Source organism: Streptomyces achromogenes subsp. achromogenes, from assembly GCF_000720835.1.
GTDB lineage: Bacteria > Actinomycetota > Actinomycetes > Streptomycetales > Streptomycetaceae > Streptomyces > Streptomyces achromogenes.
Genome location: NZ_JODT01000014.1, coordinates 130,406 through 152,413 on the forward strand (window position 1 = coordinate 130,406; position 22,008 = coordinate 152,413).

Sequence of the window (22,008 nt, forward strand, 5' to 3'; positions counted from 1 at the left end):
GGGGCGGACGGCCCGGGACACGGCGAAGCCCCGGGGCGTGCGCCCCGGGGCTTCGATGCTGGTCAGGTGTCAGCGCGCCGGGACGGTCTCCGGCGTCGTCGTGCTCGACGGGCACTGCGGGGCGCGCTGCATGGACGGGACGGTAACAGCGGCCGTACGGGCCGTTCCACGGAATTTCCGCCGGCGCCCCGCGCCACCCGGCCGTAGCCCTCACCCGTACGGCTCCGAGCGCTGGTGGGCCGCCCGGCCCGGTGGTGCCGTGAGACCAGGCACCCCGGCCGCCACGCAGTCCAGGAGGCACCGATGTCCCCCGCGATATCCCCGCGCGTCCCCCGCCTCCCCCGTGCCGTCGCGCTCCCCCTGCTCGCCACCGGTCTGCTGCTCGGCGGCGGCTGCGCGGCCCTCGGGCTGAACCACCCGGCGAGCGCCCCGCACCCGCTGCCCACGCTCGACCGGCCGGCACCGGTGTCCAAGGCGCCCCGGCGGGCCGACGGCTCCACGCTCAGCGACGAGCAGGCGCAGGCCGCGCTGATCACCCAGACCGACCTCGGCGCCCCCTGGACCGCCACGCGCGGCGCGGCCACCTGGCGGGACGGGCTGCTCAAGAGCCGCACCACGGCCGGGGAGTGCCAGCGGCTGCTGGACGCCCTCTACAGCGACGAACTCCTCGGCGCCCCGGCGCGCGTGGCCGTCGGCCTGGACGACGCCGACACCGAGGCCCAGCTCCGGTTCCAGATCGGCGCCCGCCGCCCGGCGGACGTCGACGCCACGCTGGCCTGGCTGCGGGAGATGCCGGTGCGCTGCGCCCGGTTCACGGCCACCACGGAGCTGGGGCTGCTGGAGGACGTGCAGGTGCGCGACGCCCCGCTGCCCGAGGTCGGGGACGCGCGCCAGGGACTGCGCGTCACCTGCGCCGCCACCGATCCGGACGGGCAGCGGTTCCTGCTCACGATGGACGTGGCCGCCGTCCGGGTCGGCGAGGACGCCTTCGCGCTCACCAACGGCGGCCTGGGCGACGTACCGAACGAGGCGACCCAGGCCGCCGTCCAGATCGGCGCCCTGAGGCTGGCGGACATCCGCCGGCAGGGCCGGGCGGAGGTGTGAGGGTCACAGCGGGGGAGGAACCGGGGAGGGGGGTACGGGCCACAGCGGGGGCTGGGCCGGGGCCGGGCCCAGGGTGGTGGTGCCGGGGGCGGTGCGGTGGCCCAGGCCGGTGCGGTAGGCGTCCAGGGCGGCCTCGGTCCGGCCGGTGCGGCGCAGCAGGTCGCCCAGCAGCCGGCACAGGTCGGCGAGGTCGCCGGCGGCGCCCGCGCGTTCCAGGAGGCTGAGGGCGCGGACGTAGTGCTCCTCGGCGGCCTCGGTGTCCCGGGCGTCCTCGGCGATGATGCCGAGCAGGCGGTGCGCGGCGGCGGCGTGCACGGCGCCGCGCTCGGAGGAGAAGTCCCCGAGGACGCCCTGAAGCAGCTCGGCGGCCTCCTCGGAGCGGCCCCGGCGGTGCAGCACGTCGGCGAGCTCGACGGCGGCCTGGCTGCGGTACAGGGCGGCCCGGGTCCGCGCGAGCATGGTGTGCGCCTGCCGCAACTCCTCCTCCGCGCGATCCAGTTCGCCGTTCTGCGCGTAGACGTAGCCGCGCATCCAGTGGCAGTTGGCCAGCTCGGTGCGCAGCCGCAGCTGGGCGTACAGCTCGGCCGCCTTGGCCAGGGAGGCGTCGGCCTCGGCGATCCGGCCCTCGGCGAGCAGGGTGCGGGCGACCGAGCGGTGCATCCGGGCGATCAGCGCGGGATCGCCGGCCCGCGGGGCGAGCGCGAGGGCGAACTCGGCGGCCTGGGCGGCGCGGGCGTGGGCGCCCATGTCCATGTACGGGCCGATGACGCTGGCGTAGAGCAGCAGCAGCGCGTCCGGGTCGTGCAGCCCGCCGCGGTTCAGTTCGTCGAGCGTGGACTCCAGCAGATAGACGGCGTACCGGAGTTCACCGGCGAGGTAGTGGGCGACGGCCCGGCCGCGCACCGCGGGCACCCGCATCGGCAGCGTCTGGCCGTCCAGTTGCTCCTCGGCCCGCTCGAAGAACTCCCGCGCCTCGCTCAACGCACCGGTCTCCAGGGCGCATTCGCCGAGGCCGAGCAGCGCGGCGGCCTGTTCGCAGCCGAGCCCGTGGGCCTCCGCCTCGGCGCGCACCAGACCGTACTGGACGGCGGCCTCCTCGGCCCGGCCGTCGGCGAGGAGCCGCTGCGCCTCGGTGAGCCGCAGCCTCAGGCCGGTGGCGAGGTGGGCGGGGCGGCCGACGGCCAGCTCCTCGAAGGTGACCCCGAGCCGGTCCGCGATATGCCTCAGCGCCTCGTCCGAGGCCCGGACCCGGCCCGCCTCCAGGGTGGAGATGTAGGCGGGGGTGTACGCCGGTTCCGCCAGCTGCCGCTGGGTCAGCCCCCGCTGGGCGCGCAGCCGCTGCACCCGCCGCCCGACGACCTCGGGTTCGTCCCGCTCCCGCATCCTCGCGTGCCCCCAACTCCCCCGGCCGCCCTTGCCGTTGGGCGGCGACAGCACCTAGGTTAAACGGCGGATTAAGCATGCTTAACACTCCGCTGTTGTGTTGCGAGGTCGCCGTGTCCGGACGTACATCCGCACCTTACGCACCCCCCGTCCGCCCCTGCCCCCGCCCGTCCGGCCGGGCCTCCGCCGCCCGGGGCGTCGTCGCGGCCGTGATCGCCGCGTCCGGGCTGCTGCTGGCGGCCAACGTCGGCCCGGCCGGCGCCGCCGACACCCCGCAGGCACCGGCGTCGGTGGTCCGGCAGACGGGCGGCTGAGACCGCCGTACCCGCACTCGCCGGTGGTACCCGTCGGTCGCCCCCCGGGCGCCCCGACTGGTCGCCCTCGCCGGTCGCCCTTGCGGGTGGCCGGGGAGCGTTCACCCTGCGGGGAGTGACGTTGTGAGCCAATATGGTGACATTGGCCGCATTGCTCTCTTCTAAGGGGGCCTCCATGGCTGTGGACATCCCACCGCTCGTCAAGACGTCCCGGCTCAGAAGCCGGGGCGGTCTGCTGGGCGAGTGCCTGGCGGAGTTCCTCGGGACCTTCGTCCTCATCTCCTTCGGCTGCGGCGTGGTCGCGATGGCGGTCGCCGCACTGCCCGGTTCCGGCCGGGCCGCCACCACGACCACGATCTTCCTGGCGGCCGGCGACTGGCTGCTCATCACCTGGGGCTGGGCCTTCGCCGTCATGTTCGGCGTCTACGTCGCCGGCGGGATCAGCGGCGCCCACCTCAACCCGGCGGTGACCCTGGCCATGGCCCTGCGCCGGGGCTTCTCCTGGGCCAAGGTGCTGCCGTACTGGGTTGCCCAGGTCGTCGGCGCCCTCACCGGCGCGGCGCTGGTCTACCTCGTCTACCACGACGCGATCAACACCTTCGACCGCACCGTGGCCGGACCGAAGGTGAACGGGCACACCAACACCACCTTCTCCATCTTCGCCACCTTCCCGGCCCCCTACTTCCACGGCGGCGTCTGGGGCCCGCTGATCGACCAGATCGTGGGCACGGCCTTCCTGCTCATGCTGATCGCCGCCGTCATCGACCTGCGCAACCAGGCCGTGCAGGCCAACCTCGGCCCCCTGATCATCGGCCTCGTCGTCGCCGCCATCGGCATGTCCTACGGCGCGAACGCGGGCTACGCCATCAACCCGGCCCGCGACTTCGGCCCCCGCCTGTTCACCTACGCGGCGGGCTGGGGCAGCCTGGCCTTCCCGGGCAGCGTGTCCGGCGCCTTCAGCGGCTACTGGTGGATCCCGATCGTCGGCCCGCTGATCGGCGGCGCGATCGGCATCCTGCTCTACGACCTCTTCATCGGCGACATCCTGCTCGCCCGCACCGAACTGGCCCAACTGCCCCCACCGGGCCGCTCCACCCCGACCCGCACCCGCCCCGAGGAATGACCTCACCCGGGAGCGCGACGCGGTGAGCGTGGCCCCGGTGACCGGCTGCCGACCAGACGGCCGGCCCGGCCGGCTAGGTGCCGGTGCCGGTGATCGTGATCCGGGTGCCGACGGGGGTGTGTTCGTACAGCCAGCGGGCGTCGGCGGTGCGCAGCCCGATCACGCTCAGGGTGGACGGGCGGCGGCCGGGGACGTCGGTGGCGGTGCCGGCGCCGTAGAGGTAGTGCGGCTCGCGCTCGGGGCGGCCGAAGGCCAGCACCCAGTCGTGGCTTTCGATCTCGCCGGTCGGGGAGACGCTGAACCGGGCGTGCCGCAGGCGTTCGGTGACCCGGGTGACCGCGTCGCCGCGGAACGGCTGGTTCATACCGGGGGCGGAGACGGGGAACGTCCTTCCTCCGGCCCGCAGTTCCAGCGTGGACAGGTCGATCCGGATGTCGTCGACGGCGGTGTCCCCGTCGGGGGACGGGGGCGGTGCGGGGGCGGTGGTGGTGGCGGTCGCGGCGGGGGGCGCGGGCCGTTTCGCGCCGTCCAGGAGGGTCGTGGCGGTCAGGACGGCCGCGCCCGCGACGACGAGACCCGCCGACACCAGCCCGGCCCGGCGGGTACGGCGGCGCAGCACGGCCCGGCGGCGCACGGCGGCACCCGGGCCGGGCGCGGGGCGCCGGCCCTGCTCGGCGACCTCGCGCAGGGCGTTCGTCAGCCGGTCGGCGCCCTCCCCGGGCGCGGCCGGGCCCGTCGGGTCATGGGGCATGCGTGGCCTCCTTCGTCCCGGTCATGGTCTCGGCCTCCTCGGGCGACAGATGGCGGGCGAGCGCGGCGCGGCCCCGGGCCAGCCGTGCCTTGACCGTGCCGGCGGGCGCGCCGGTCTCCGCGGCGATCTGCTCCACGCTCAGGTCGCACACGTGGTGCAGGACCACGGCCAGCCGTTGTGCCGGGGGCAGTTCGCGCAGCGCGGCGACCAGGGCGACGTGTTCCGGGCCGGGCCCCGGGACCTGCTCCCGGGGGGTGTCCGCGCGGACGAGTTCCAGCCAGCGCCGGGCGCGTCGGAACCGGCTGACCGCGAGCCGGGTGGCCACCGTGCGGATCCACGCCTCCGGAGCCTGCGCCGCGTCGAAGGACGTCCGCCGGTCCCAGGCCCGTACGAACGCCTCCTGGACGACGTCCTGCGCCTCGCCGTGGTCTCCGGTGAAGGCGTAGAGCTGTCCCACGAGCCGCGGGAAGGCAGCCGTGTAGAAGGCGTCGAACTCCTCCTCCGTCATCCCCGCCCCCGTGCTCCTCGTCCCGAAGGGCTGCATCCTACGGCGGGCGAGGGCCCGGGAAGTGTTCCCGGTACCGGTGCAACCGGGGCGCCGCGCCGTGCGTACAGACGATGTCCGTACGCATCCCAGGGGGGAACTTCCGTGTCCACGCACGCGCCTCGCACCCGCATCCCGCACGACCCGCCGGCCCACCCGGCTTCCGGCCGCCCGCCCGGCCGCCGCCCGAAAGCCGTCGCCGGTGCCCTCGCGGCGGCCTGCGCGCTGGTGCTCGCGGCGACCGGCTGCGCGGCCACCACCTCCGCGGCCACCTCCACGGCCGCCACCGGGCCGGCCGCCCCGTCCGGCGCGCACCCGTCCACCGCGTCCGCCTCCGCCGCGCCCGCCGTCCCCGAGCCGGCCGCGCTCGCCGACGCGAAGGTCAACGTCGCCGAGGGGGCCACCGTGGGGGTCGGCATGCCGATATCCGTCACCTTCCCGCGCCCGGTGCCGCGCGCGGAGCGGGCCGCGGTCGAGCACTGGCTCGGCGTCCGCACCGAGCCCGCCGTCACGGGCGCCTGGAGCTGGGTCAAGGACCGCAACCTGCTCGACGGGCAGCGCGTCGACTACCGCCCGCCCGCCTACTGGAAGCCCGGCACGCGCGTCACCCTGCGCGTCGGCGGCCACGCCGTACGGCACTTCTCCATCGGCCGTTCCCTGACCGCGACCGTCGACGTGCGCACCCACACGATGACCGTCACGGAGGACGGCAGGCCCGACACCCGGATCCCGGTCACCGCCGGCCGCCCCGGCCTGGACACCTGGAACGGGACGATGGTGGTGATGGACAAGCAGCCCAAGGTCTACATGGACTCCCGGACCGTCGGCCTCGGCGACGCCTACCACGGCTACTACGCCTGGGCGGTGCACACCACCACCTCCGGCACCTACGTCCACCAGAACCCCAACGCGAACACCTACGCGGGCCGGGCCAACGTCACCCACGGCTGTGTCGGCCTCGCCACCGACGGCACCGCCGAACGCTTCTACCGGCGGGTGATCCCCGGTGATGTCATCCGCGTCACCGGCTCCAAGGACACGGTCGAGGCCGGCAACGGCTACGGCGACTGGAACCTCACCTGGTCCGAGTGGCTCGCCCACAGCGCGACCCGGCACGCCGACGGCGGACGCTGAGGCGCCGGGGCGCCGGGGTGCTCCGGCGCGGCGGGCGTCACAGGGTGAGCAGCAGCGCGGTCAGCGCGGTGCAGCCCGCGCACACCGCGAGCACCACGGCCAGGCAGCGCCGCCGCAGCTCCTGGTAGCGGTGCTCGTACTCGGCCCGCAGCGACACGCACCGGGCCGCGACGCGCTCCAGGTCGGCGCGGGCCCGGCGCAGGCTGTCGGCGGTGTACTGCCGCTCGATCTCCTCGCGCTGGGCCGTCGTCAGCCAGTCCAGGGGGCCGGTGAACTCGCGGGCGCGCTGCTCCGCCTCCGCGACCCGGGCCTGCCACAGCAGATAACCCTCGACCTCGTTGCCGAGGTCGCCGCCCGCTCCGGTCCCCCGCTTGCGCAGGCCGCTCATCCGCGGGGCCGGTCGCCGGTGGCGATCTCGTAGCCCTCCTGCTCCCGCGCCGCGATGTCCGGGTGGTGCAGGTCGAAGGCCGGGGACTCGCTGCGGATACGGGGCAGGGTGACGAAGTTGTGCCGGGGCGGCGGGCAGGAGGTGGCCCACTCCAGGGACCGGCCGTAGCCCCACGGGTCGTCCACGCCGACCGGGGTGCCGAACCGCGCGGTCTTCCACACGTTGTAGAGGAACGGCAGCATGGACAGGCCCAGCAGGAAGGAGCTGATGGACGACAGCGTGTTCAGCGCGGTGAAGCCGTCGGAGGCCAGGTAGTCGGGGTACCGGCGCGGCATGCCCTCGGCGCCCAGCCAGTGCTGGACCAGGAAGGTGCCGTGGAAGCCGACGAACAGCGTCCAGAAGGTGATCTTGCCGAGGCGTTCGTCGAGCATCTTGCCGGTGAACTTGGGCCACCAGAAGTGGAATCCGGCGAACATCGCGAAGACGACCGTGCCGAAGACCACGTAGTGGAAGTGGGCGACGACGAAGTACGTGTCGGAGACGTGGAAGTCCATCGGCGGCGAGGCGAGGATGACGCCGGTGAGCCCGCCGAAGAGGAACGTCACGAGGAAGCCGGCCGCCCACAGCATCGGGGTCTCGAAGGAGAGGCTGCCCTTCCACATCGTGCCGATCCAGTTGAAGAACTTCACCCCGGTCGGCACGGCGATGAGGAAGGTCATGAAGGCGAAGAAGGGCAGCAGCGCCCCGCCGGTGACGTACATGTGGTGGGCCCACACCGTGACCGACAGGCCGGCGATGGCGATCGTCGCGGCGACCAGGCCCATGTAGCCGAAGATCGGTTTGCGGGCGAAGACGGGGATGATCTCGGTGATGATCCCGAAGAACGGCAGGGCGATGATGTAGACCTCGGGATGCCCGAAGAACCAGAACAGGTGCTGCCACAGCAGGGGCCCGCCGTTGGCCGGGTCGTAGACATGGGCGCCGAAGATGCGGTCGGCCGCCAGGGCGAACAGGGCGGCGGCCAGCACCGGGAAGGCCAGCAGGACCAGCACACCGGTCAGCAGCACGTTCCAGGTGAAGATCGGCATGCGGAACATGGTCATGCCGGGGGCGCGCATGCAGATGATCGTGGTGATGAAGTTGACGGCGCCGAGGATCGTGCCGAAGCCGGAGAAGGCCAGGCCCAGGATCCACAGGTTCCCGCCGAGCCCGGGGGTGCGGGTGGCGTCCGACAGCGGGGTGTACGCGAACCAGCCGAAGTCGGCGGCGCCGTTCGCGGTGAGGAAGCCGCCGACCGCGATGAGCGAGCCGAACAGGTACAGCCAGTAGGCGAACATGTTCAGCCGCGGGAAGGCCACGTCGGGCGCGCCGATCTGGAGCGGCATGATCCAGTTGGTGAACCCGGCGAACAGCGGGGTGGCGAACATCAGCAGCATCACGGTGCCGTGCATCGTGAACATCTGGTTGAACTGCTCGTTGGAGATGATCTGCAGGCCCGGGCGGGCCAGCTCGGCGCGCATCAGCAGCGCCATCACCCCGCCGGCCAGGAAGAACCCGAACGACGTCGTCAGATAGAGGGTGCCGATCGTCTTGTGGTCGGTGGTCGTCAGCCACTTCACCACGACATTGCCGGGCTGCTTGCGCCGGATGGGCAGCTCGTTCTCGTACGAGTCCTCGGCCGCCGCGCCTCCGCCCTGGGGTTCGTTCAGGATGCTCACAAGTCGTCCGTCTCCCGATGCTCGCGTCCGCCCGTGCGGTGACGGCGGTCCACCCGCCATCCTCACCGTCCGGGCCCGCACCAGGGGGTCCCAAAGGGTTCGTTGTGCGGCCGTCCGGGTGAGCGATACACCCGGACGCAGCAGCGCACCGGACGGCGCACGCCCGCCCGGCAGGGTCGCGCCGGCGCCGGGGAGCCGGTGGCGGACACCGGATCCGTCCCGGGTGTAACGCGTGCGCACCCCCACCGCGTGTAAGAGATGACGCCGGCCACGAGAGGACACACGGTGAGGGAAGCACCCGCGGACTACCTGGAGTTCGCCGTCGCCCGCAGCGGTCCGCTGTTCAGGACGGCCTGCCTGCTCACCGGCGACTGGCACCTCGCCGAGGACCTGGTCCAGGAGACCCTCGCCAAGATGTACCGCTCGTGGCGGCGGATCAACCGCGCGCAGTCCCCGGTCGCCTACGCCGACACCGTGCTGGTGCGCACCTTCGTCTCCCAGCGCCGGCGCCGCAGCTCCACCGAGCGCCCCAGCGACCGGATGCCCGACACGGCCGGGCCGGCGCCGGACGCGGAGCTGCGGATGGCCCTGCTGGACGGGCTGGCGCGGCTGACGGCCCGGGACCGCGCGGTCCTGGTGCTGCGCTACTGGGAGGACCGCTCGGTGGAGGAGACCGCGCAGGCGCTGCGGTTGTCGCCGGGCGCCGTCCGCACCCGCAGCACGCGCGCCCTGCGGCGGCTGCGCGATCTGCTCGGCGCCGAGCTGGCCGACCTGACCACCTGAGGAGCGCGGCCCGCCGGCGCCCGGCGCCGCGGCCGACGTGAAGAACGGAGACCCCGCATGTCCCGCGACGAGACGTCCCGCGACGAGGACTTCGAGACCGGGCTGGCCCGCGCCCTGCGCCGGACCGCCGGCGAGTTCCCGCCGCCTGCCCCCGACCTGGTGCGGCGCTCCGTCGGCCGGGGCCGCCGCAAGCGGCTGTTCGCCGCCGTCCGCACCACCGCCGCGGCCGCCGCCGTCGTCGCGGCGGGCGGCGGACTGCTGGCCGTGGGCCCGCTCGGCGGGCACGGCGACGGCACCCCCGAGCGGCTGCGCACCGGCACCCAGGCCCGCGTCACCGGGCAGCCGTCGTCCCCGAAGCCCGCGCCCCCCAGCGGCGCGGAGATGATCCGCACGCTCACCGCACTGCTTCCGCCCGGCGGCACCGTCTCCGCCGCCACCGGCCGGGACACCCAGACGGGGCCCGGCATCGTCTGGCCGATGGCCCGGCTCACCTACACCACCGCGCGGGGCAGCACCGCCCTGGACGTGACCCTCACCCGCCCGACCCCCGGCATCCCCGCCGACCAGGAGAGCCAGGGCGGCTGTCTGCCGGTGCAGGTGCGCCCCTACGACCGGTGCGCCACCGAGAAGCTCCCCGGCGGAGCGGTGCTCACCATCGTCCAGTCGTTCACCTACCCCAACCGGGACACCGGCCAGAAGCGCTGGTACGCCGTGCTGACCACCGCCGACGGCGCCGAGGTGACGGTGCAGGAGTTCGCCGGCGGCGGGGAGAAGGAGGCGTCCGGCCCGGCCGATCCGCTGCTGTCCCTCGCCGAGCTGTCCGCCATCGTGCGCAGCCCCCGCTGGGAGAGCGCGCTCGCCGCGCTGCCCACCCCGCCGCGCGCCCCCGACACCGGCCGCGAGGGGGTGCCCGGCGACCGCATGACCCGGGTGCTGAAGTCCCACCTCCCCCGCGGCGGCACCGTCTCCGACGTGAACGCCGGGGACGGGCTGGTCCAGCTCGTCCACGACGACGGCCACGGCCGGACCATGGTCGAGGCCGACGCGCAGTACGACATGGCCGACGCCCTGGCCGGGCACATGGGCTGCGCCGGGGTGGCCGGTGACTGCCGGTCCGAGACGCTGGGCGACGGGACCCGCGTCAAGACGGTCCGGGGACGGTCGGAGAAGGGCGGCTCGGCCCAGGTGTGGCAGGTCGACGTGCTGTACCCGGACGGCCGGCGGGTGGTGGCCCGCGAGGTGAACTCCTACGCCGAGGCCGGCCCGGTGACCCGGCCCCGGCCCGCGCTGAGCCTGGAGCTGCTGCGGGGCATCGCGCTCGACAAGGCGTTCTTCACGGGCTGACCCGGACGCGTGGGCCGGGGGCGGGTGCGGTCAGCCCGCCCAGTCCAGCAGGCGCTCGCCCGTCTCGGGCGCCCGGAGCCGGCCGAGCGACTCCTTCTCCAGCTGGCGTACGCGTTCCCGGGTCAGCCCCACCTGCTCGGCCACCTGTTGCAGGGTGCGCGGATGCCCGTCGTGCAGCCCGTAGCGCAGGCTGAGGATCATGGCCTCGCGCGGGGCGAGCACGCCCAGCGCGTCCCGGAGGTCCTCGGCGAGCGCCCGGTACTCGGCGACCTGCGGCGCCTGGAGGATGTCGGTGGCCGGGATGAGGTCGCCGACCACGGTCTCGCCGGTGTCGTCCACGGGCGTGTCCAGGCTGATCGTCTGCCGGCCGACCCGGCGCAGCCAGGCGACCCGGTCCTCGGCCAGGCCGCTCTCCCGCGCGACCTCGTCGTCCGTCGGCTCGTGCCCGATGCGCAGCTGGAGCTGCCGCTCGACCTTCGCCAGCTTCTGCAACTGCTCCACCACGTGCATCGGCAGCCGGACGGTACGGGCGTGCTGGGCGAGGCCCCGCTCGATCGCCTGGCGGATCCACCAGGTGGCGTACGTGGAGAACTTGAAGCCCTTGGTGTGGTCGAACTTCTCCACGGCCCGTATCAGCCCGAGGTTGCCCTCCTGGATGAGGTCCAGCAGGGGCACCCCGCGGTGGGCGTGCCGTTTGGCGATCGACACCACGAGCCGCAGATTGGCCCGGATCATGTGGTCCTTGGCGTGCCGGCCGTCCCGTACGGCCGCCTCCAGCTCCCGGCGCCGGTGCGCCGGCAGCCGGTGCGCGTCGTCCCGCTCCAGTTCCCCGGCGGCGTACTGACCGGCGTCGATGAGCCCGCCGAGGCGGACTTCGTCCTCGGCGTCGAGCAGCGGGGTCGCGGCGATCTGGTTCAGGTACTGGCCGAGCAGATCGGCCTCGTCGCCGGTTTCGGGGACCCGGCTCCGCGGGCGGGCGGACCGGGCCGCGCTGCGGCGGCGCTGCCGCGGGTCGGCCGTGGTGGTGCGTGCCGGACCAGGCATGGTCTTCCGGCCTCCGACTCCTGTCGCTTCGGCTCTGTGCGCAGAGCCCGGGCTTCCAGCGACCGCCGGGTACCCGGCCCCGCTCCCGGGATGCGCACCGGGCGCGCCTCAGCGCTCCCAGGTGGCGTCGGCGAGGGCCAGCATGTGCGGGGCGGACAGGGCGTTCCACGGATCGGCGGCGGTGGTCAGCAGCCAGCGCGCCGCGTCGGCGGGTTCGCCGGGCGGTACCACCAGCAGCGCCCGCTGTTCCCCGGCGCCGGTGTCCAGGGTGATGGTGTGGGCCTCGGTGTCGACGGCCGACAGGGAGACCAGGATGAGGTGGCCGGGGACCGGCACCCGGTGCGGGACGTCGGGCCAGGCGGCAGTGTCCACGGTGACATGGACGACCGCGCCGAGACCGGCGGCCAGGGCGCCGGCCAGGGCCGGCAGTTCCAGTTCCAGCGCGTCACAGCGCGGCCACCAGGCGCCGTCCAGCGGGCCGTGGCCGCCGTCCGGGGCCAGGGCGAGCCGGGGCAGGGGCATCCGGTAGGTGTGCGGCCCGGCCGGCGAGGGGTGCCCGGCGGAGCTGTCGTTCCTGTCCATGCGTACGATCCCGTCCCGGACGGACCGCGGGCCGCCCGATTGCGTCGTGGCGCCGGAGTGGGTCAGCCCAGCGGGCTGTCCGCCCAGGGGAGTGCCGAGGACTCGCGGGACTCCTGGGGGCGGGCCGCCGCGGCCTCGTGGCAGGTGAAGCCGAGCCTGGTCAGCGCCCGGCTCACCTCGGCCGCCGTGAAGTCGCGGCGGTCCTGTCCGGTGATGATCTGCCCGATCTGCTTGACCGGGTAGACCCGGCCGCCGACGGTCGCGCAGATGCCGACGGCGGGCTCGGGGGAGACGCCCTCCATCGACTGCTCGACCTCGGACTTGGTCAGGTCGAAGGGGAAACGGGCGATGACACAGCGCATGGTGCCTCCAGCGGAGCGGTCGGGGTGGGGACGGGCCGCCGGGGGGCGCGGGGCCGCCCGGCGGTCACGGGGTGCGTGCGGGTCAGCGGTTTCCCTCGGCGGCGGGACGCCCGGTCGGGGCGCGCCGGGGGCCGCGGGCCCGCCGGGACCGCCCGCCCCGGCCACGTCCGCCGGCTCCGGAGGCGCCGGTGCGCTGGGGGCGCTCGGCGGCCGGTACGGCGATCGTGACGGGCACTCCGGAGGGCGTGCGGGCGCCGGTGATCCGGTTCAGCTCGGGCTCGCCCGGGCGTACGCGGGTGGTGCGGGCGGTGATGTCGGCGTCGTTCATGAGGCGGTCCACGGCGCGCCGCTGGTGCGGCAGGACGAGGGTGACGACCGTGCCGGACTTGCCGGCGCGGGCGGTGCGGCCGCCGCGGTGCAGGTAGTCCTTGTGGTCGGCGGGCGGGTCGACGTTCACCACGAGGTCGATGTCGTCGATGTGCAGGCCGCGGGCGGCGACGTTGGTGGCCACCAGGACGGTGACGTGGCCGTCCTTGAACTGGGCGAGGGTGCGGGTGCGCTGCGGCTGGGACTTGCCGCCGTGCAGCGCCGAGGCCCGTACGCCGACCGACAGCAGGTGCTTGGCCAGCCGCTCCGCCGCGTGCTTGGTGTCCAGGAACATGATCACGCGGCCGTCGCGGGCGGCGATCTCGGTGGCGGTGCCGTGCTTGTCGTCGTCGTGGACGTGCAGCAGGTGGTGTTCCATCGTGGTGACCGCGCCCGCCGACGGGTCGACCGAGTGCACGACGGGGTCGTGCAGGTACCGGCGCACCAGGAGGTCGATGTTGCGGTCGAGGGTGGCCGAGAACAGCAGCCGCTGGCCGTCCGGGCGGACCTGGTCGAGCAGGGCGGTGACCTGGGGCATGAAGCCCATGTCGGTCATCTGGTCGGCCTCGTCCAGGACGGTGACGGACACGCGGTCCAGCAGGCAGCCGCCGCGGTCGATGATGTCCTTGAGCCGTCCGGGGGTCGCCACGACGATCTCGGCACCGGCGCGCAGCGCGGCCGTCTGGCGGCCGATCGACATGCCGCCGACCACGGTGACCGAGCGCAGGCGCAGTGCCCGGGCGTAGGGGGCGAGGGCGTCGGTGACCTGCTGGGCCAGTTCCCGGGTGGGTACGAGGATCAGGGCGAGCGGCTGCCGGGGCTCGGCCCGCTGTCCGGCCAGGCGGGCCAGCAGGGGGAGACCGAAGGCGAGGGTCTTGCCCGATCCGGTACGGCCGCGGCCCAGGACGTCCCGGCCGGCCAGCGTGTTCGGCAGCGTGGCCGCCTGGATGGGGAAGGGCTCGGTCACGCCTTCGGCGCGCAGCGCGTCCCGCAGGGGCGCGGGCAGGTCCAGGTCGGCGAAGCTCTCCACCGGCGGCAGCGCCTCGGTGAGGGTGACGGGCAGGGCGAACTCACCGCTGGGGGCCCGGCGGGCACCGGGGCTCTTCCCCTGGGGGCCCTTTCCGCGCGTGCTGGTCCGTGCGGACCGGAACGGGGCGGAGTCGTTGCCGCCGCGGCGACCGGTACCGCCGGCGCCACGGGTAGGACGGGTGCGGTTCATGATGAGGAACCTCCTCGATGTGCACGGCACGTGTCGAGGAATTCCTCTCGGCGGTGCACAACCGCGGCAGAATTCACAAGAATGAGCCGAAGAAGAAGCCGAAAGGCCGTAGAAGGACTGGTCGGCGGGTAAAAGGGCCCGGCGTCCGCCGGACATACGGACCGGGGCCCGCACCCCAAGAGCGCGGGCCCCGTCCTCGTAGAACGCGTCAGCGTCAGGCGGGAACGATGTTCTCGGCCTGCGGGCCCTTCTGGCCCTGCGTGACGTCGAAGGTAACCTTCTGGCCTTCCTGAAGCTCGCGGAAGCCGGAGGTGGCGATGTTCGAGTAGTGCGCGAACACGTCGGCGCCGCCGCCGTCCTGCTCGATGAAGCCGAAGCCCTTTTCCGCGTTGAACCACTTCACGGTGCCAGATGCCATATTGAATCTCCCTAGGGGCATGCCGTGACCCGCACTGTGCGGATCCCGAGTCGCCGCGATGATCACCCCTAAGGGGCCCGGAAAGTCCGGCAATCAAAACTGCAACTGTTATCACGGTAACACGGTCCGGCCCCGCCTGCCCGGCTTTTTTGTCGCCCGGTTCCGGTGGGGGCGATATTCTGGCGCGCTTCCGTAGGGAAACCTTTCGGCACCCCGTGGGCAATTCTCCAGTGGCGGGAACAGATTTACGCCCGTGCTCAGCGGCCGTCGCCGGTGGCGGGCCCGTCCGGCCGGCCCCGCGGCTCCTCGTCGCGCCGCAGCTCCTCGTTGTGCCGCAGTGCCTCGCCGAGCCGGTCCTCCAGGTCGATGATGCGGCACGCGGCCTCGACGGGGGTGCCCTGGCCGACCAACTCGCGGGCGCGGGCGGCGATGCGCAACTGGCGGCGGGAGTAGCGCCGGTGGCCGCCCTCCGAGCGCAGGGGGGTGATCAGCCCCGCCTCGCCGACGGCCCTGAGGAACGCGGGCGTGGTGCCGAGCAGGTCGGCGGCGCGGCCCATCGTGTAGGCGGGGTAGTCGTCGTCGTCCAGATGGCCGGCGGGTGGGTTGTCGGGCATGGCGCCTTCGGTCGGGGGGCAGGGTCCGTGTGGTCCCCGGTCCCCTCAACCCTAAGGGCGACGCGTACGCGTATGTGGTGCCGCCGTGACAGATTCGCCGTCCGCGGCCCCGCCGCGCCCGGCGCCCGGCTCACCGGACACCGGGCCGCGCATGACGGAACCGCCGCTCCCGGACCGGCTTCGCGGTCCCTGGAGCGGCGGTTTTCGGTCCCATGCTGGCTGTTTCCGGACGCAACAAGATCAAACTCTTGGCAGATACACCCAATATCGGGCCACAATGCCTCAGAGCATGAGGCTGGAGTTACCGGGCGGTACGGCTGAGTACCCCGCTCACGTTCACGACCTCGTGGCACCCCTGCGCCTGGCGTCCGGTCGCCGGAGTTCCTGGCTTCTCGCAGGTCACCTCGACGGTCACGGTGTCGTTCTCGGGGATCTTGATGGGGGTCACCCAGTGGTAGTCCTGGTTGCGGAAGGTCTCCAGCGCGATGGTGGTGATCTTGCGGTCCCCGAAGGTGATCGTCATCAGTCCCTCGTCGCCCTGGAAGTTGGCGATGACGATGTCCGTGACCCCGAAGACGCTGTCCTTGGGCACCTGGTAGGTGCCCGGCTTCGTCTCCCCGCCGGCCGACTGCACGTCGATGGTCTGCGAGGTCTGCCGCCCGCCGCCGAGCCCGGTCCCGTCGTCGACCGACGTGCCGTCGCCGCCGGTCGCGCCCGGACCGCCCGTGCCCTGGCCTCCGGAACCGGCGCCGGGCGCCGTGCCCTTGCCCGTCCCCGTACCCGTGCCGGGAGAAGTGCCCGGGGTCTGCCCGTCGCCGCCCTGTTCCCCGGCGGGTGTCGGCCGCGGCTGGACCGCCTCGGTGGCCGCTTCCTTGGCGGCGCTGCGCACCGCGGGGCGGACCAGCATGAACCAGGCCAGCAACAGCGCGAGCAGCGCCGCGAGCAGGGCGAGCAGCCACTTCGGGAAGATCGGGATCTGGACGAACTCGGCGTCCAGCGGCGCCCGTACGGCGGGCTCGTCCGGCCGGGGCGCGTCCTGCTCGCCGGTCTCGGCGGCGTCCACGGTGAATGGCCAGACCACCGGTGCGCCGAACCACACCGGCTTGCCGGTGCGCACCCGCAGGCCGATCTCCGCCGACTCGCCGGGTTCCAGCGGCAGTTCCGCCGGCGTGAAGGCGAACGCCAGCTCCTCGCCCGCCTGTCCGGCGGTGAAGCCGGCCCGCACCGGGGTGTTGCCCTGGTTGCGCACCGCCAGCCGGTACCGTCCGCGCAGCCAGCCGCGCCGGCGGCGCGGGGCCAGCTCGCTGTGCAGCTCGTGGAACGCCCCGATGTGCACGGTGGTCTCCAGCACCCGCACCGACTCGGGGTGCTCGGCCGGCAGCACCCGTACCCCGAGGGGCACCGCACCGGCGCGCACCTCCGGGGACCGCGGGGGCTCCAGCCGCAGCGTCACCGTCTCCGAGGTGCCCGGATACAGGGAGACCCGCGCGGGCTCCACGGTGGTCCAGGCGGCGCAGTCCCCGACGATCTCCAGGCTGTACGCCTCGACGATGTCGCTGTCGTTGCGCACGGTCACGGTGGTCGTGGCGATGTCTCCCGGCGCCACGGTCACTTCCGGAATGTCGAGGCCGGGAGCGCCGGGGCTGGAAGAGGCTGCAGAAGGCGTCACGCCAGCACGGTAGACCGGGCCCGGGCGCCCCGCGAGAAGCGCGAGGGCAATGCCCGGGCAGTCGTGGTGCCCCTGCGGTCACCCATCAACTCCCCGAGGACAGCGGACCGTTGACCGGCCGCTGTCCCGGGTGCGCCGCCCCGCGGCGCTCGTCCCCGCCCTCGCATCACCCGACCAGCACTCATCAGACAGGTACCCCTCATGTCCAGCTTCGAACAAGGCGGGCCGGCCGTGCCCGCCGCCACCTCCCCTGGGCCGGCCCCGGCCTGGGCCTCGCACCGGGCCCCTTCCGCCGACCGTCCCGACCGGGTCACCGTGGCCGTGTACGCCGCCGACCCGGTGCTGCGCCTGGGCGTCGTCCAGCAACTGCGCCAGCGCCCCGAGATCGACCTGCTCGCCGACGCCGACGCCGAGCGGGCCGAGGTGTCGCTGGTGGTCGTGGACCACGTCGACGACGACGTCGCCGCGCTGCTGCACCGGCTGCGGCACAACACCGCCACCCGTACCGGCCTGGTGGTCGCCACCCTCGGCTCCGGCTCGCTGCAACGCGTCATCGAGTGCGGGGTGGCGGCGGTGCTGCGGCGCGCCGAGGCCGACCAGGACCAGCTGCTGCGGCTCGTGCTGGCCATAGCGAACGGCGAGGGCGTCCTGCCCGGCGACCTGCTCGGCAAGCTCCTCAGCCACGTGGGCGGCCTCCAGCGGTCGGCGCTCGATCCGCGGGGGCTGTCCCTGTCCACGCTGACCACCCGGGAGGCGGACATGCTGCGGATGGTGTCGGAGGGCCTGGACACCGCCGAGATCGCCCGCAAGACCTCGTACTCCGAACGGACCGTCAAGAACATCCTCCACGAGGTCATCACCCGGCTCCAGCTGCGCAACCGGGCCCACGCGGTCGGCTACGCGCTGCGCAACGGGCTGATCTGACACGAGGACCCGGCCTGGGCGGCGCGCGTCGGCGGGGCGGCACGGGCGCGGTCCGGCCGGGCAACGCGCGCTGCCCGAAAGCGCACCGCGCGTTTCCCCCGGGTATAGCCCCGCCGCCCTCCCGTTCTCGCGCGCGCCCGGGACAGGGTGGCGGGGGCACACCCGGATTGCCGCACCAGACTGCGAGGGGGACCTTGATGGGAACCGCTGGCCCCGGCGGGCGGTACCGCCTGGGGCGGCTCGGCGCGTCGGCGCTGTTGCTGATCCCCCTGCTCGTCGCGACCGCGGCCTCCGGCGAGAACGGCACCGCCGACGCCTCGCCGCGGGTGGCCACCACGGCCCCGGAGACCCGGATCGCGTTCGCCGGCACCCGGCACCGCAGTCTCGGCGTGCCCACCTCCGACAACAAGAAGAGCGTCCCGCTGTTCGACGAGGGCCCGGTCTACAACGACGTCCCGGTCCACAACGACATCCAGCCGTCCGCCCTGGGCGACCAGCTGGTCTTCGCCAGCCGCCGCGACGAGAAGGACCCGCAGATCTATCTGCGGGCCGCCAACGGTTCCGTGAGCCGTCTCACCTTCGGCATGGACGCGGCCCACCCCCGGCTGACGCCGGACGGCACCTCCGTGGTCTTCGACGCGGCCACGCCCGGCGGCCCGGACGGCAAGACCCAGCGCGATCTGTGGCGGGTGGGCACCGACGGCTCCGGGCCGACCCAGCTCACCAAAACCTCCGCCGACGAGACGTACCCGACGGTCTCCCCGGACGGGAAGCACCTCGCGTACTCCAGTAGCGAGGGCTCGGCGGCCGGCGCGCAGATCTACGTACGGTCGCTGGACGAGCAGGGCCTCCCCACCCAGGACGCCCCCACCCGGGTCACCGATCCCGTGAACGGCACGGCCACCGAACCGGTGTGGAACCCGGTGAACGACGACACCCACCGCGGCCTCATCGCGTACACCGCCACCAAGGGCGACCGGTCCCAGCTGCGGGAGACCAACGTCCTCGGCACCACCGACGGGCCGCTGCTCGGCGGGGGCCGGGAGGAGTGGCGGGCGCACGCGCCGGCCTGGATGCCGGGCGGGGACGAGGTGCTGTTCCTCAGCCCCGAGATCACCTGCCAGTGCGAGGGCAACTACGACCACGTGTTCCGCGCCAAGCGGCACGGCACCGGGACACCGGGACTGGTGCTGGACGAGAACCGGGAGGTCTCCTCGCCCACCTGGCTCGGCCCGCTGGACGGCGGCCGGGCGGTGGTGGAGCACATCACGGCCGACGGCCCGCACACCGTGACGCTCCAGGACATCCGGGCGGACGGGGCCGACCCCCGCGACCTGAACCTGACGATCCTGAACGAGGATCCGGAGGCCGACACCAACACCGACGCGGGCAAGGACCCGCTCTTCCAGCCCCGGCCCGGCTACGACCCGTGGACCGAGCGGCAGAGCTACACACCGGACGGCCGCCGGATCGTGGTGACCCGTTTCCTGGGCGACCCCGGCAGCCGCGTCGAGGAGATCTGGCTGGCGGACGCCGACGGCACGCACCCCGAGGCGCTGAAGCTCGACGGACGCGGACCGGGCGTCCGGGACACCGACCCGGCGTTCTCCCCGGACGGCAAGTACCTCGCCTTCACCCGGATCACGCCGGGCACCGACGGGGCCGCGGCGACCAGCAAGGTGCTCATAGCGGAGGTCGCCTCCGGCAAGATCACCGGCGAGATCGTCCGGCCCGACGCAGAGCTCCCGGGCCAGGACGCCCAGCCCACCTGGTCCTCCGACGGCACCATGCTGGCCTTCACCCGCAACAAGCTGGTCTACGGCGTCGGCGGCAACAAGCACATCTGGACCGTGCCCGTGAATGAGGTGAAGGAACCGGCCCAGCAGATCGACCTGAGCGAGAGGATCTGCCCGGGCACCTGCGCGGTCATCGACGACAGCCCCGCGTTCTCCCCCGACGGGCTCAGCATCGCCTTCAACCGGAAGAACGGCGGCGGTGTGGTCGACACCGGCGAGCACAACGGCATCATCGTGACCTCCGTGGACGGCAAGGACTGCCGGGTGCTCCTGCCCGGCTCCGCCCGCGACGTGCCCGACGCCTGCCTGCGCGCACTGCCGGAGAACCCCGGGCCGTTCCAGCCCCGGGACGCCGCCTGGACGCCCGACGGCACCTCCCTGGTGCTCAGCTCCCGCCCCAGCCGGCCGGTCAACAGCCCGGAGAAGCTCAAGGTGCTGAACGTCGTGACCGGCGAGCTGACCAAGCTCACCAACGACCTGCCGGGCCGGCACAAGGAGCCCAGCGTCCAGCAGTCCGTCGACCTCGCCGTCCGGGCACCCGGCACCGTCCCGGAGGTGACCGTCGGCGACTCGACCACGGTCCGCGTCGAGGTGGTGAACAACGGCCCCGCCGCCTCTCCCGGCACCCGGCTGACCATCGCCCCGCCCGCCGGGGTCACCGTCACCCGGATCACCGGGCCCGACGGCTCCTGCGTCCCCACGACCCTCCAGTGCGGCCTCGGCGTGGTGCGGCCCGGCAAGACCGTTCCGGTGGACGTCACGCTCACCGGGGTCACCCCGGGTGACGCGCCGGTCGGCTGGTCGGTCACCGGTACGGTCCTCGACCCGCGGCCCAGCGACAACGACGGCCGGACCGTGGTGCCGGTGCGCACGGCCCCGCCGCCGACCCCGACGCCCACTCCCACTCCCACCCCTACGCCGACCCCGACTCCTCCGCCGGCCACTCCGGCCCCGACACCGCCGCCCACCGTGCCGCCGGTGCCGCCGCAGCCGCCGGCGCCGAAGGCCGGGCCCAGCGTGCGCGTCACGGCCCAGCCGAACCCCGGCTACGTCGGCGGACGGGTCGTGGTGACGTACACCGTCCGCAACGGCCGCAACGCGCTGGCCACCGGCCTGCGGCTGCGCATCGGGCTGCCCGCCGGGATCCCCGACAGCGGGCCGCCGCCGGGCTGCGACGCCTCCTGGCTGTGCGCGCTGCCGGACCTCCCGCCGGGCGCGAGCACCGTCGTACGCGTCGTCCTCAGCCCCAAGAAGGCGATGACCGGCCAGGTCACCGGCGTGCTCACCACCACCGGCACGGACGCCGACCGCGGGGACAACACCGCCCGGCAGCGGCTGCGCATCCTCCAGCCGCGCATCATCGCCGTACCGCCCATCGGCAAGCCCGGCTTCGTCACTTCCGTGCGCGGCAAGGACTTCCCGCCCGGAGTGCCGGTCCGGTTCACCTGGAAGCCGGGGATCACCGCGGCGGCGGCGCCGACCGTCCCCAAGCCCGACGGCACGTTCATCGGCCAGCTGCTCATCCTCGCCAAGGACCAGACCGGGCCCCGCGTCATCATCGCCAAGGGCCCCGGATTCTCCCCGGTGCAGACCGACTTCCTGGTGGTCAGCGGCAGCATCCAGCCGCCCGACGAGGTGACCCGCCGGTGATCCACGAGGTCGACGAGGCGCTGCGCCGGCTGCTCGCCGAGTCCGGCCTGGAGGCGTCGGGCGTCGAGGTCGTCCTCGACGCCCCCACCCGGGACTGGGCCGCGCGCCGCAGCGCGCCCACGGTCTGCGCCTTCCTGTACGACATCCGGGAGGACGCCACCCGGCGCGGCAGCGGCGCGGGGGAGGTGTACGACGCGGACGGGCAGCTCGTGGGGCGGCGCACCCCGCCCCGCTGGTTCGACCTGACGTACCTGGTCACGGCGTGGGCGAGCCGCCCGCAGGACGAACACCGGCTGCTGTCGCAGGTGCTCTCCTGCCTGGTGGCCGTCGACACGCTGCCCGCCCGGCTGCTCACCGGCACGCTCGCCGAACTGGGCCTGACCGTGGGCCTGGACGTCGCCGGGGCCGCCGCCGACGTACCGGCCGCCGCCGATGTGTGGTCGGCGCTCGGCGGCGAACTGAAGGCGTCGCTGGGGGTACGGGTGCGGGCGCCGCTCGCCGGGGCGGTCACGGCCGTCGCGCCGCCGGTCACCGAGGGACTCGTCGTACGGTCCGCCGCCCGGCGCGCCGACGGGCAGGCGGACTCCGGGCGGCGGCTGCGCTACACGGAGGTGAGCGACCCGGGCCCGCAGGGCTTCGCCGGCCCCCGCGAACGGGGCCCGGCCCCCGCCCGCCGCCGCCACCGGGGGGACCGCCAGCCGTGACCCGCGGGACCGGGACGACCGAGACGATCGATACGCCTGAAACACCTGACACCTCGGAAAGCGCTGAAAGCGCC

General features: G+C 74.0%; 20 protein-coding genes. 8 read left to right on the forward strand and 12 right to left on the reverse strand.

The window, feature by feature from the left end:
- Nucleotides 1-303: 303 nt before the first annotated feature.
- Nucleotides 304-1,104, forward strand: a complete 801-nt coding sequence (locus IH25_RS0115885; RefSeq protein WP_030609593.1) for a hypothetical protein — start codon at nt 304-306, stop codon at nt 1,102-1,104.
- A 3-nt stretch (nt 1,105-1,107) separates the two neighbouring features.
- Here IH25_RS0115885 and IH25_RS0115890 read toward each other — a convergent pair whose 3' ends face one another.
- Nucleotides 1,108-2,487 carry a helix-turn-helix transcriptional regulator gene (locus IH25_RS0115890; protein ID WP_051753950.1) on the reverse strand — a complete coding sequence of 460 codons (1,380 nt, stop codon included), beginning with the start codon at nt 2,485-2,487 and terminating at the stop codon, nt 1,108-1,110.
- Nucleotides 2,488-2,976: 489 nt separating this feature from the next.
- On the opposite strand from IH25_RS0115890, the gene IH25_RS0115900 reads away from it, so the two are divergent.
- Nucleotides 2,977-3,924 (forward strand): MIP/aquaporin family protein, encoded by a 948-nt coding sequence (locus tag IH25_RS0115900; protein ID WP_030609599.1) that lies wholly within the window; start codon nt 2,977-2,979, stop codon nt 3,922-3,924.
- A 73-nt stretch (nt 3,925-3,997) separates the two neighbouring features.
- On the opposite strand, the gene IH25_RS0115905 is transcribed toward IH25_RS0115900, so the two are convergent.
- Together IH25_RS0115905 and IH25_RS0115910 are read right to left on the reverse strand one after the other, a co-directional pair.
- Nucleotides 3,998-4,675 (reverse strand): L,D-transpeptidase, encoded by a 678-nt coding sequence (locus tag IH25_RS0115905; protein WP_030609601.1) that lies wholly within the window; start codon nt 4,673-4,675, stop codon nt 3,998-4,000.
- On the reverse strand, nt 4,665-5,183 hold the full coding sequence (locus IH25_RS0115910) for a SigE family RNA polymerase sigma factor (RefSeq protein WP_030609603.1): 519 nt from the start codon (nt 5,181-5,183) through the stop codon (nt 4,665-4,667). The genes IH25_RS0115905 and IH25_RS0115910 overlap by 11 nt, the downstream gene beginning before the upstream one ends.
- A 141-nt stretch (nt 5,184-5,324) precedes the next feature.
- Here IH25_RS0115910 and IH25_RS37560 point away from each other — a divergent pair, with 141 nt between their 5' ends.
- Nucleotides 5,325-6,353, forward strand: coding sequence for a L,D-transpeptidase (locus IH25_RS37560; RefSeq protein ID WP_245172801.1), 1,029 nt, complete (start codon nt 5,325-5,327; stop codon nt 6,351-6,353).
- A 37-nt stretch (nt 6,354-6,390) separates the two neighbouring features.
- Here IH25_RS37560 and IH25_RS0115920 read toward each other — a convergent pair whose 3' ends face one another.
- Complete coding sequence (locus tag IH25_RS0115920) at nt 6,391-6,741, reverse strand: hypothetical protein (protein WP_051753951.1); 351 nt, start codon at nt 6,739-6,741, stop codon at nt 6,391-6,393.
- Nucleotides 6,738-8,459 carry an aa3-type cytochrome oxidase subunit I gene (gene ctaD, locus IH25_RS0115925; RefSeq protein WP_030609608.1) on the reverse strand — a complete coding sequence of 574 codons (1,722 nt, stop codon included), beginning with the start codon at nt 8,457-8,459 and terminating at the stop codon, nt 6,738-6,740. The genes IH25_RS0115920 and ctaD overlap by 4 nt, the downstream gene beginning before the upstream one ends.
- A 285-nt stretch (nt 8,460-8,744) precedes the next feature.
- Here ctaD and IH25_RS0115930 point away from each other — a divergent pair, with 285 nt between their 5' ends.
- Both IH25_RS0115930 and IH25_RS0115935 read left to right on the forward strand, forming a co-directional pair.
- The gene (locus tag IH25_RS0115930) at nt 8,745-9,242 is read left to right on the forward strand and encodes a SigE family RNA polymerase sigma factor (RefSeq protein WP_030609610.1); all 498 of its coding nucleotides are present in this window, start codon (nt 8,745-8,747) and stop codon (nt 9,240-9,242) included.
- 57 nt (nt 9,243-9,299) lie between these two features.
- Complete coding sequence (locus IH25_RS0115935) at nt 9,300-10,586, forward strand: hypothetical protein (RefSeq protein ID WP_030609613.1); 1,287 nt, start codon at nt 9,300-9,302, stop codon at nt 10,584-10,586.
- A 30-nt stretch (nt 10,587-10,616) separates the two neighbouring features.
- Here IH25_RS0115935 and IH25_RS0115940 read toward each other — a convergent pair whose 3' ends face one another.
- The 7 genes from IH25_RS0115940 to IH25_RS0115970 all read right to left on the reverse strand — a co-directional run bounded on the left by IH25_RS0115940 (nt 10,617) and on the right by IH25_RS0115970 (nt 16,860).
- Nucleotides 10,617-11,630, reverse strand: a complete 1,014-nt coding sequence (locus tag IH25_RS0115940; protein WP_030609618.1) for a sigma-70 family RNA polymerase sigma factor — start codon at nt 11,628-11,630, stop codon at nt 10,617-10,619.
- Nucleotides 11,631-11,738: 108 nt separating this feature from the next.
- Complete coding sequence (locus IH25_RS0115945) at nt 11,739-12,212, reverse strand: DUF5994 family protein (protein WP_245172802.1); 474 nt, start codon at nt 12,210-12,212, stop codon at nt 11,739-11,741.
- Nucleotides 12,213-12,274: 62 nt separating this feature from the next.
- Nucleotides 12,275-12,574, reverse strand: a complete 300-nt coding sequence (locus tag IH25_RS0115950; protein WP_030609623.1) for an SCO5918 family protein — start codon at nt 12,572-12,574, stop codon at nt 12,275-12,277.
- A gap of 82 nt (nt 12,575-12,656) precedes the next feature.
- Entirely contained in the window at nt 12,657-14,159 is a 1,503-nt protein-coding gene (locus tag IH25_RS0115955; protein ID WP_030609626.1) for a DEAD/DEAH box helicase, read from the reverse strand.
- Nucleotides 14,160-14,373: 214 nt separating this feature from the next.
- Nucleotides 14,374-14,577, reverse strand: a complete 204-nt coding sequence (locus tag IH25_RS0115960) for a cold-shock protein (RefSeq protein ID WP_007383480.1) — start codon at nt 14,575-14,577, stop codon at nt 14,374-14,376.
- A 257-nt stretch (nt 14,578-14,834) separates the two neighbouring features.
- Nucleotides 14,835-15,191, reverse strand: a complete 357-nt coding sequence (locus IH25_RS0115965; RefSeq protein ID WP_030609629.1) for a MerR family transcriptional regulator — start codon at nt 15,189-15,191, stop codon at nt 14,835-14,837.
- 301 nt (nt 15,192-15,492) lie between these two features.
- On the reverse strand, nt 15,493-16,860 hold the full coding sequence (locus IH25_RS0115970) for a COG1470 family protein (protein WP_078844267.1): 1,368 nt from the start codon (nt 16,858-16,860) through the stop codon (nt 15,493-15,495).
- A gap of 201 nt (nt 16,861-17,061) precedes the next feature.
- Between IH25_RS0115970 and IH25_RS0115975 the strand changes: the two genes are divergently transcribed.
- The 3 genes from IH25_RS0115975 to IH25_RS0115985 all read left to right on the forward strand — a co-directional run bounded on the left by IH25_RS0115975 (nt 17,062) and on the right by IH25_RS0115985 (nt 21,934).
- Nucleotides 17,062-17,784, forward strand: coding sequence for a helix-turn-helix transcriptional regulator (locus IH25_RS0115975; protein ID WP_051753952.1), 723 nt, complete (start codon nt 17,062-17,064; stop codon nt 17,782-17,784).
- 197 nt (nt 17,785-17,981) lie between these two features.
- Nucleotides 17,982-21,230 carry a DUF11 domain-containing protein gene (locus IH25_RS0115980; protein ID WP_209445320.1) on the forward strand — a complete coding sequence of 1,083 codons (3,249 nt, stop codon included), beginning with the start codon at nt 17,982-17,984 and terminating at the stop codon, nt 21,228-21,230.
- The gene (locus IH25_RS0115985) at nt 21,227-21,934 is read left to right on the forward strand and encodes a DUF4255 domain-containing protein (protein WP_030609641.1); all 708 of its coding nucleotides are present in this window, start codon (nt 21,227-21,229) and stop codon (nt 21,932-21,934) included. Before IH25_RS0115980 ends, IH25_RS0115985 begins: the two co-directional genes overlap by 4 nt.
- The last annotated feature ends 74 nt before the right edge of the window (nt 21,935-22,008 follow it).

What these genes read in the sequence shown, in the direction of transcription:
- IH25_RS0115885 (WP_030609593.1), top strand. Translation starts at nt 304, where the DNA reads ATGTCCCCCGCGATATCCCCGCGCGTCCCCCGCCTCCCCCGTGCCGTC.
- IH25_RS0115890 (WP_051753950.1), bottom strand. Translation starts at nt 2,487, where the DNA reads ATGCGGGAGCGGGACGAACCCGAGGTCGTCGGGCGGCGGGTGCAGCGG.
- IH25_RS0115900 (WP_030609599.1), top strand. Translation starts at nt 2,977, where the DNA reads ATGGCTGTGGACATCCCACCGCTCGTCAAGACGTCCCGGCTCAGAAGC.
- IH25_RS0115905 (WP_030609601.1), bottom strand. Translation starts at nt 4,675, where the DNA reads ATGCCCCATGACCCGACGGGCCCGGCCGCGCCCGGGGAGGGCGCCGAC.
- IH25_RS0115910 (WP_030609603.1), bottom strand. Translation starts at nt 5,183, where the DNA reads ATGACGGAGGAGGAGTTCGACGCCTTCTACACGGCTGCCTTCCCGCGG.
- IH25_RS0115920 (WP_051753951.1), bottom strand. Translation starts at nt 6,741, where the DNA reads ATGAGCGGCCTGCGCAAGCGGGGGACCGGAGCGGGCGGCGACCTCGGC.
- IH25_RS0115935 (WP_030609613.1), top strand. Translation starts at nt 9,300, where the DNA reads ATGTCCCGCGACGAGACGTCCCGCGACGAGGACTTCGAGACCGGGCTG.
- IH25_RS0115940 (WP_030609618.1), bottom strand. Translation starts at nt 11,630, where the DNA reads ATGCCTGGTCCGGCACGCACCACCACGGCCGACCCGCGGCAGCGCCGC.
- IH25_RS0115945 (WP_245172802.1), bottom strand. Translation starts at nt 12,212, where the DNA reads ATGGACAGGAACGACAGCTCCGCCGGGCACCCCTCGCCGGCCGGGCCG.
- IH25_RS0115950 (WP_030609623.1), bottom strand. Translation starts at nt 12,574, where the DNA reads ATGCGCTGTGTCATCGCCCGTTTCCCCTTCGACCTGACCAAGTCCGAG.
- IH25_RS0115955 (WP_030609626.1), bottom strand. Translation starts at nt 14,159, where the DNA reads ATGAACCGCACCCGTCCTACCCGTGGCGCCGGCGGTACCGGTCGCCGC.
- IH25_RS0115960 (WP_007383480.1), bottom strand. Translation starts at nt 14,577, where the DNA reads ATGGCATCTGGCACCGTGAAGTGGTTCAACGCGGAAAAGGGCTTCGGC.
- IH25_RS0115965 (WP_030609629.1), bottom strand. Translation starts at nt 15,191, where the DNA reads ATGCCCGACAACCCACCCGCCGGCCATCTGGACGACGACGACTACCCC.
- IH25_RS0115975 (WP_051753952.1), top strand. Translation starts at nt 17,062, where the DNA reads ATGTCCAGCTTCGAACAAGGCGGGCCGGCCGTGCCCGCCGCCACCTCC.
- IH25_RS0115980 (WP_209445320.1), top strand. Translation starts at nt 17,982, where the DNA reads ATGGGAACCGCTGGCCCCGGCGGGCGGTACCGCCTGGGGCGGCTCGGC.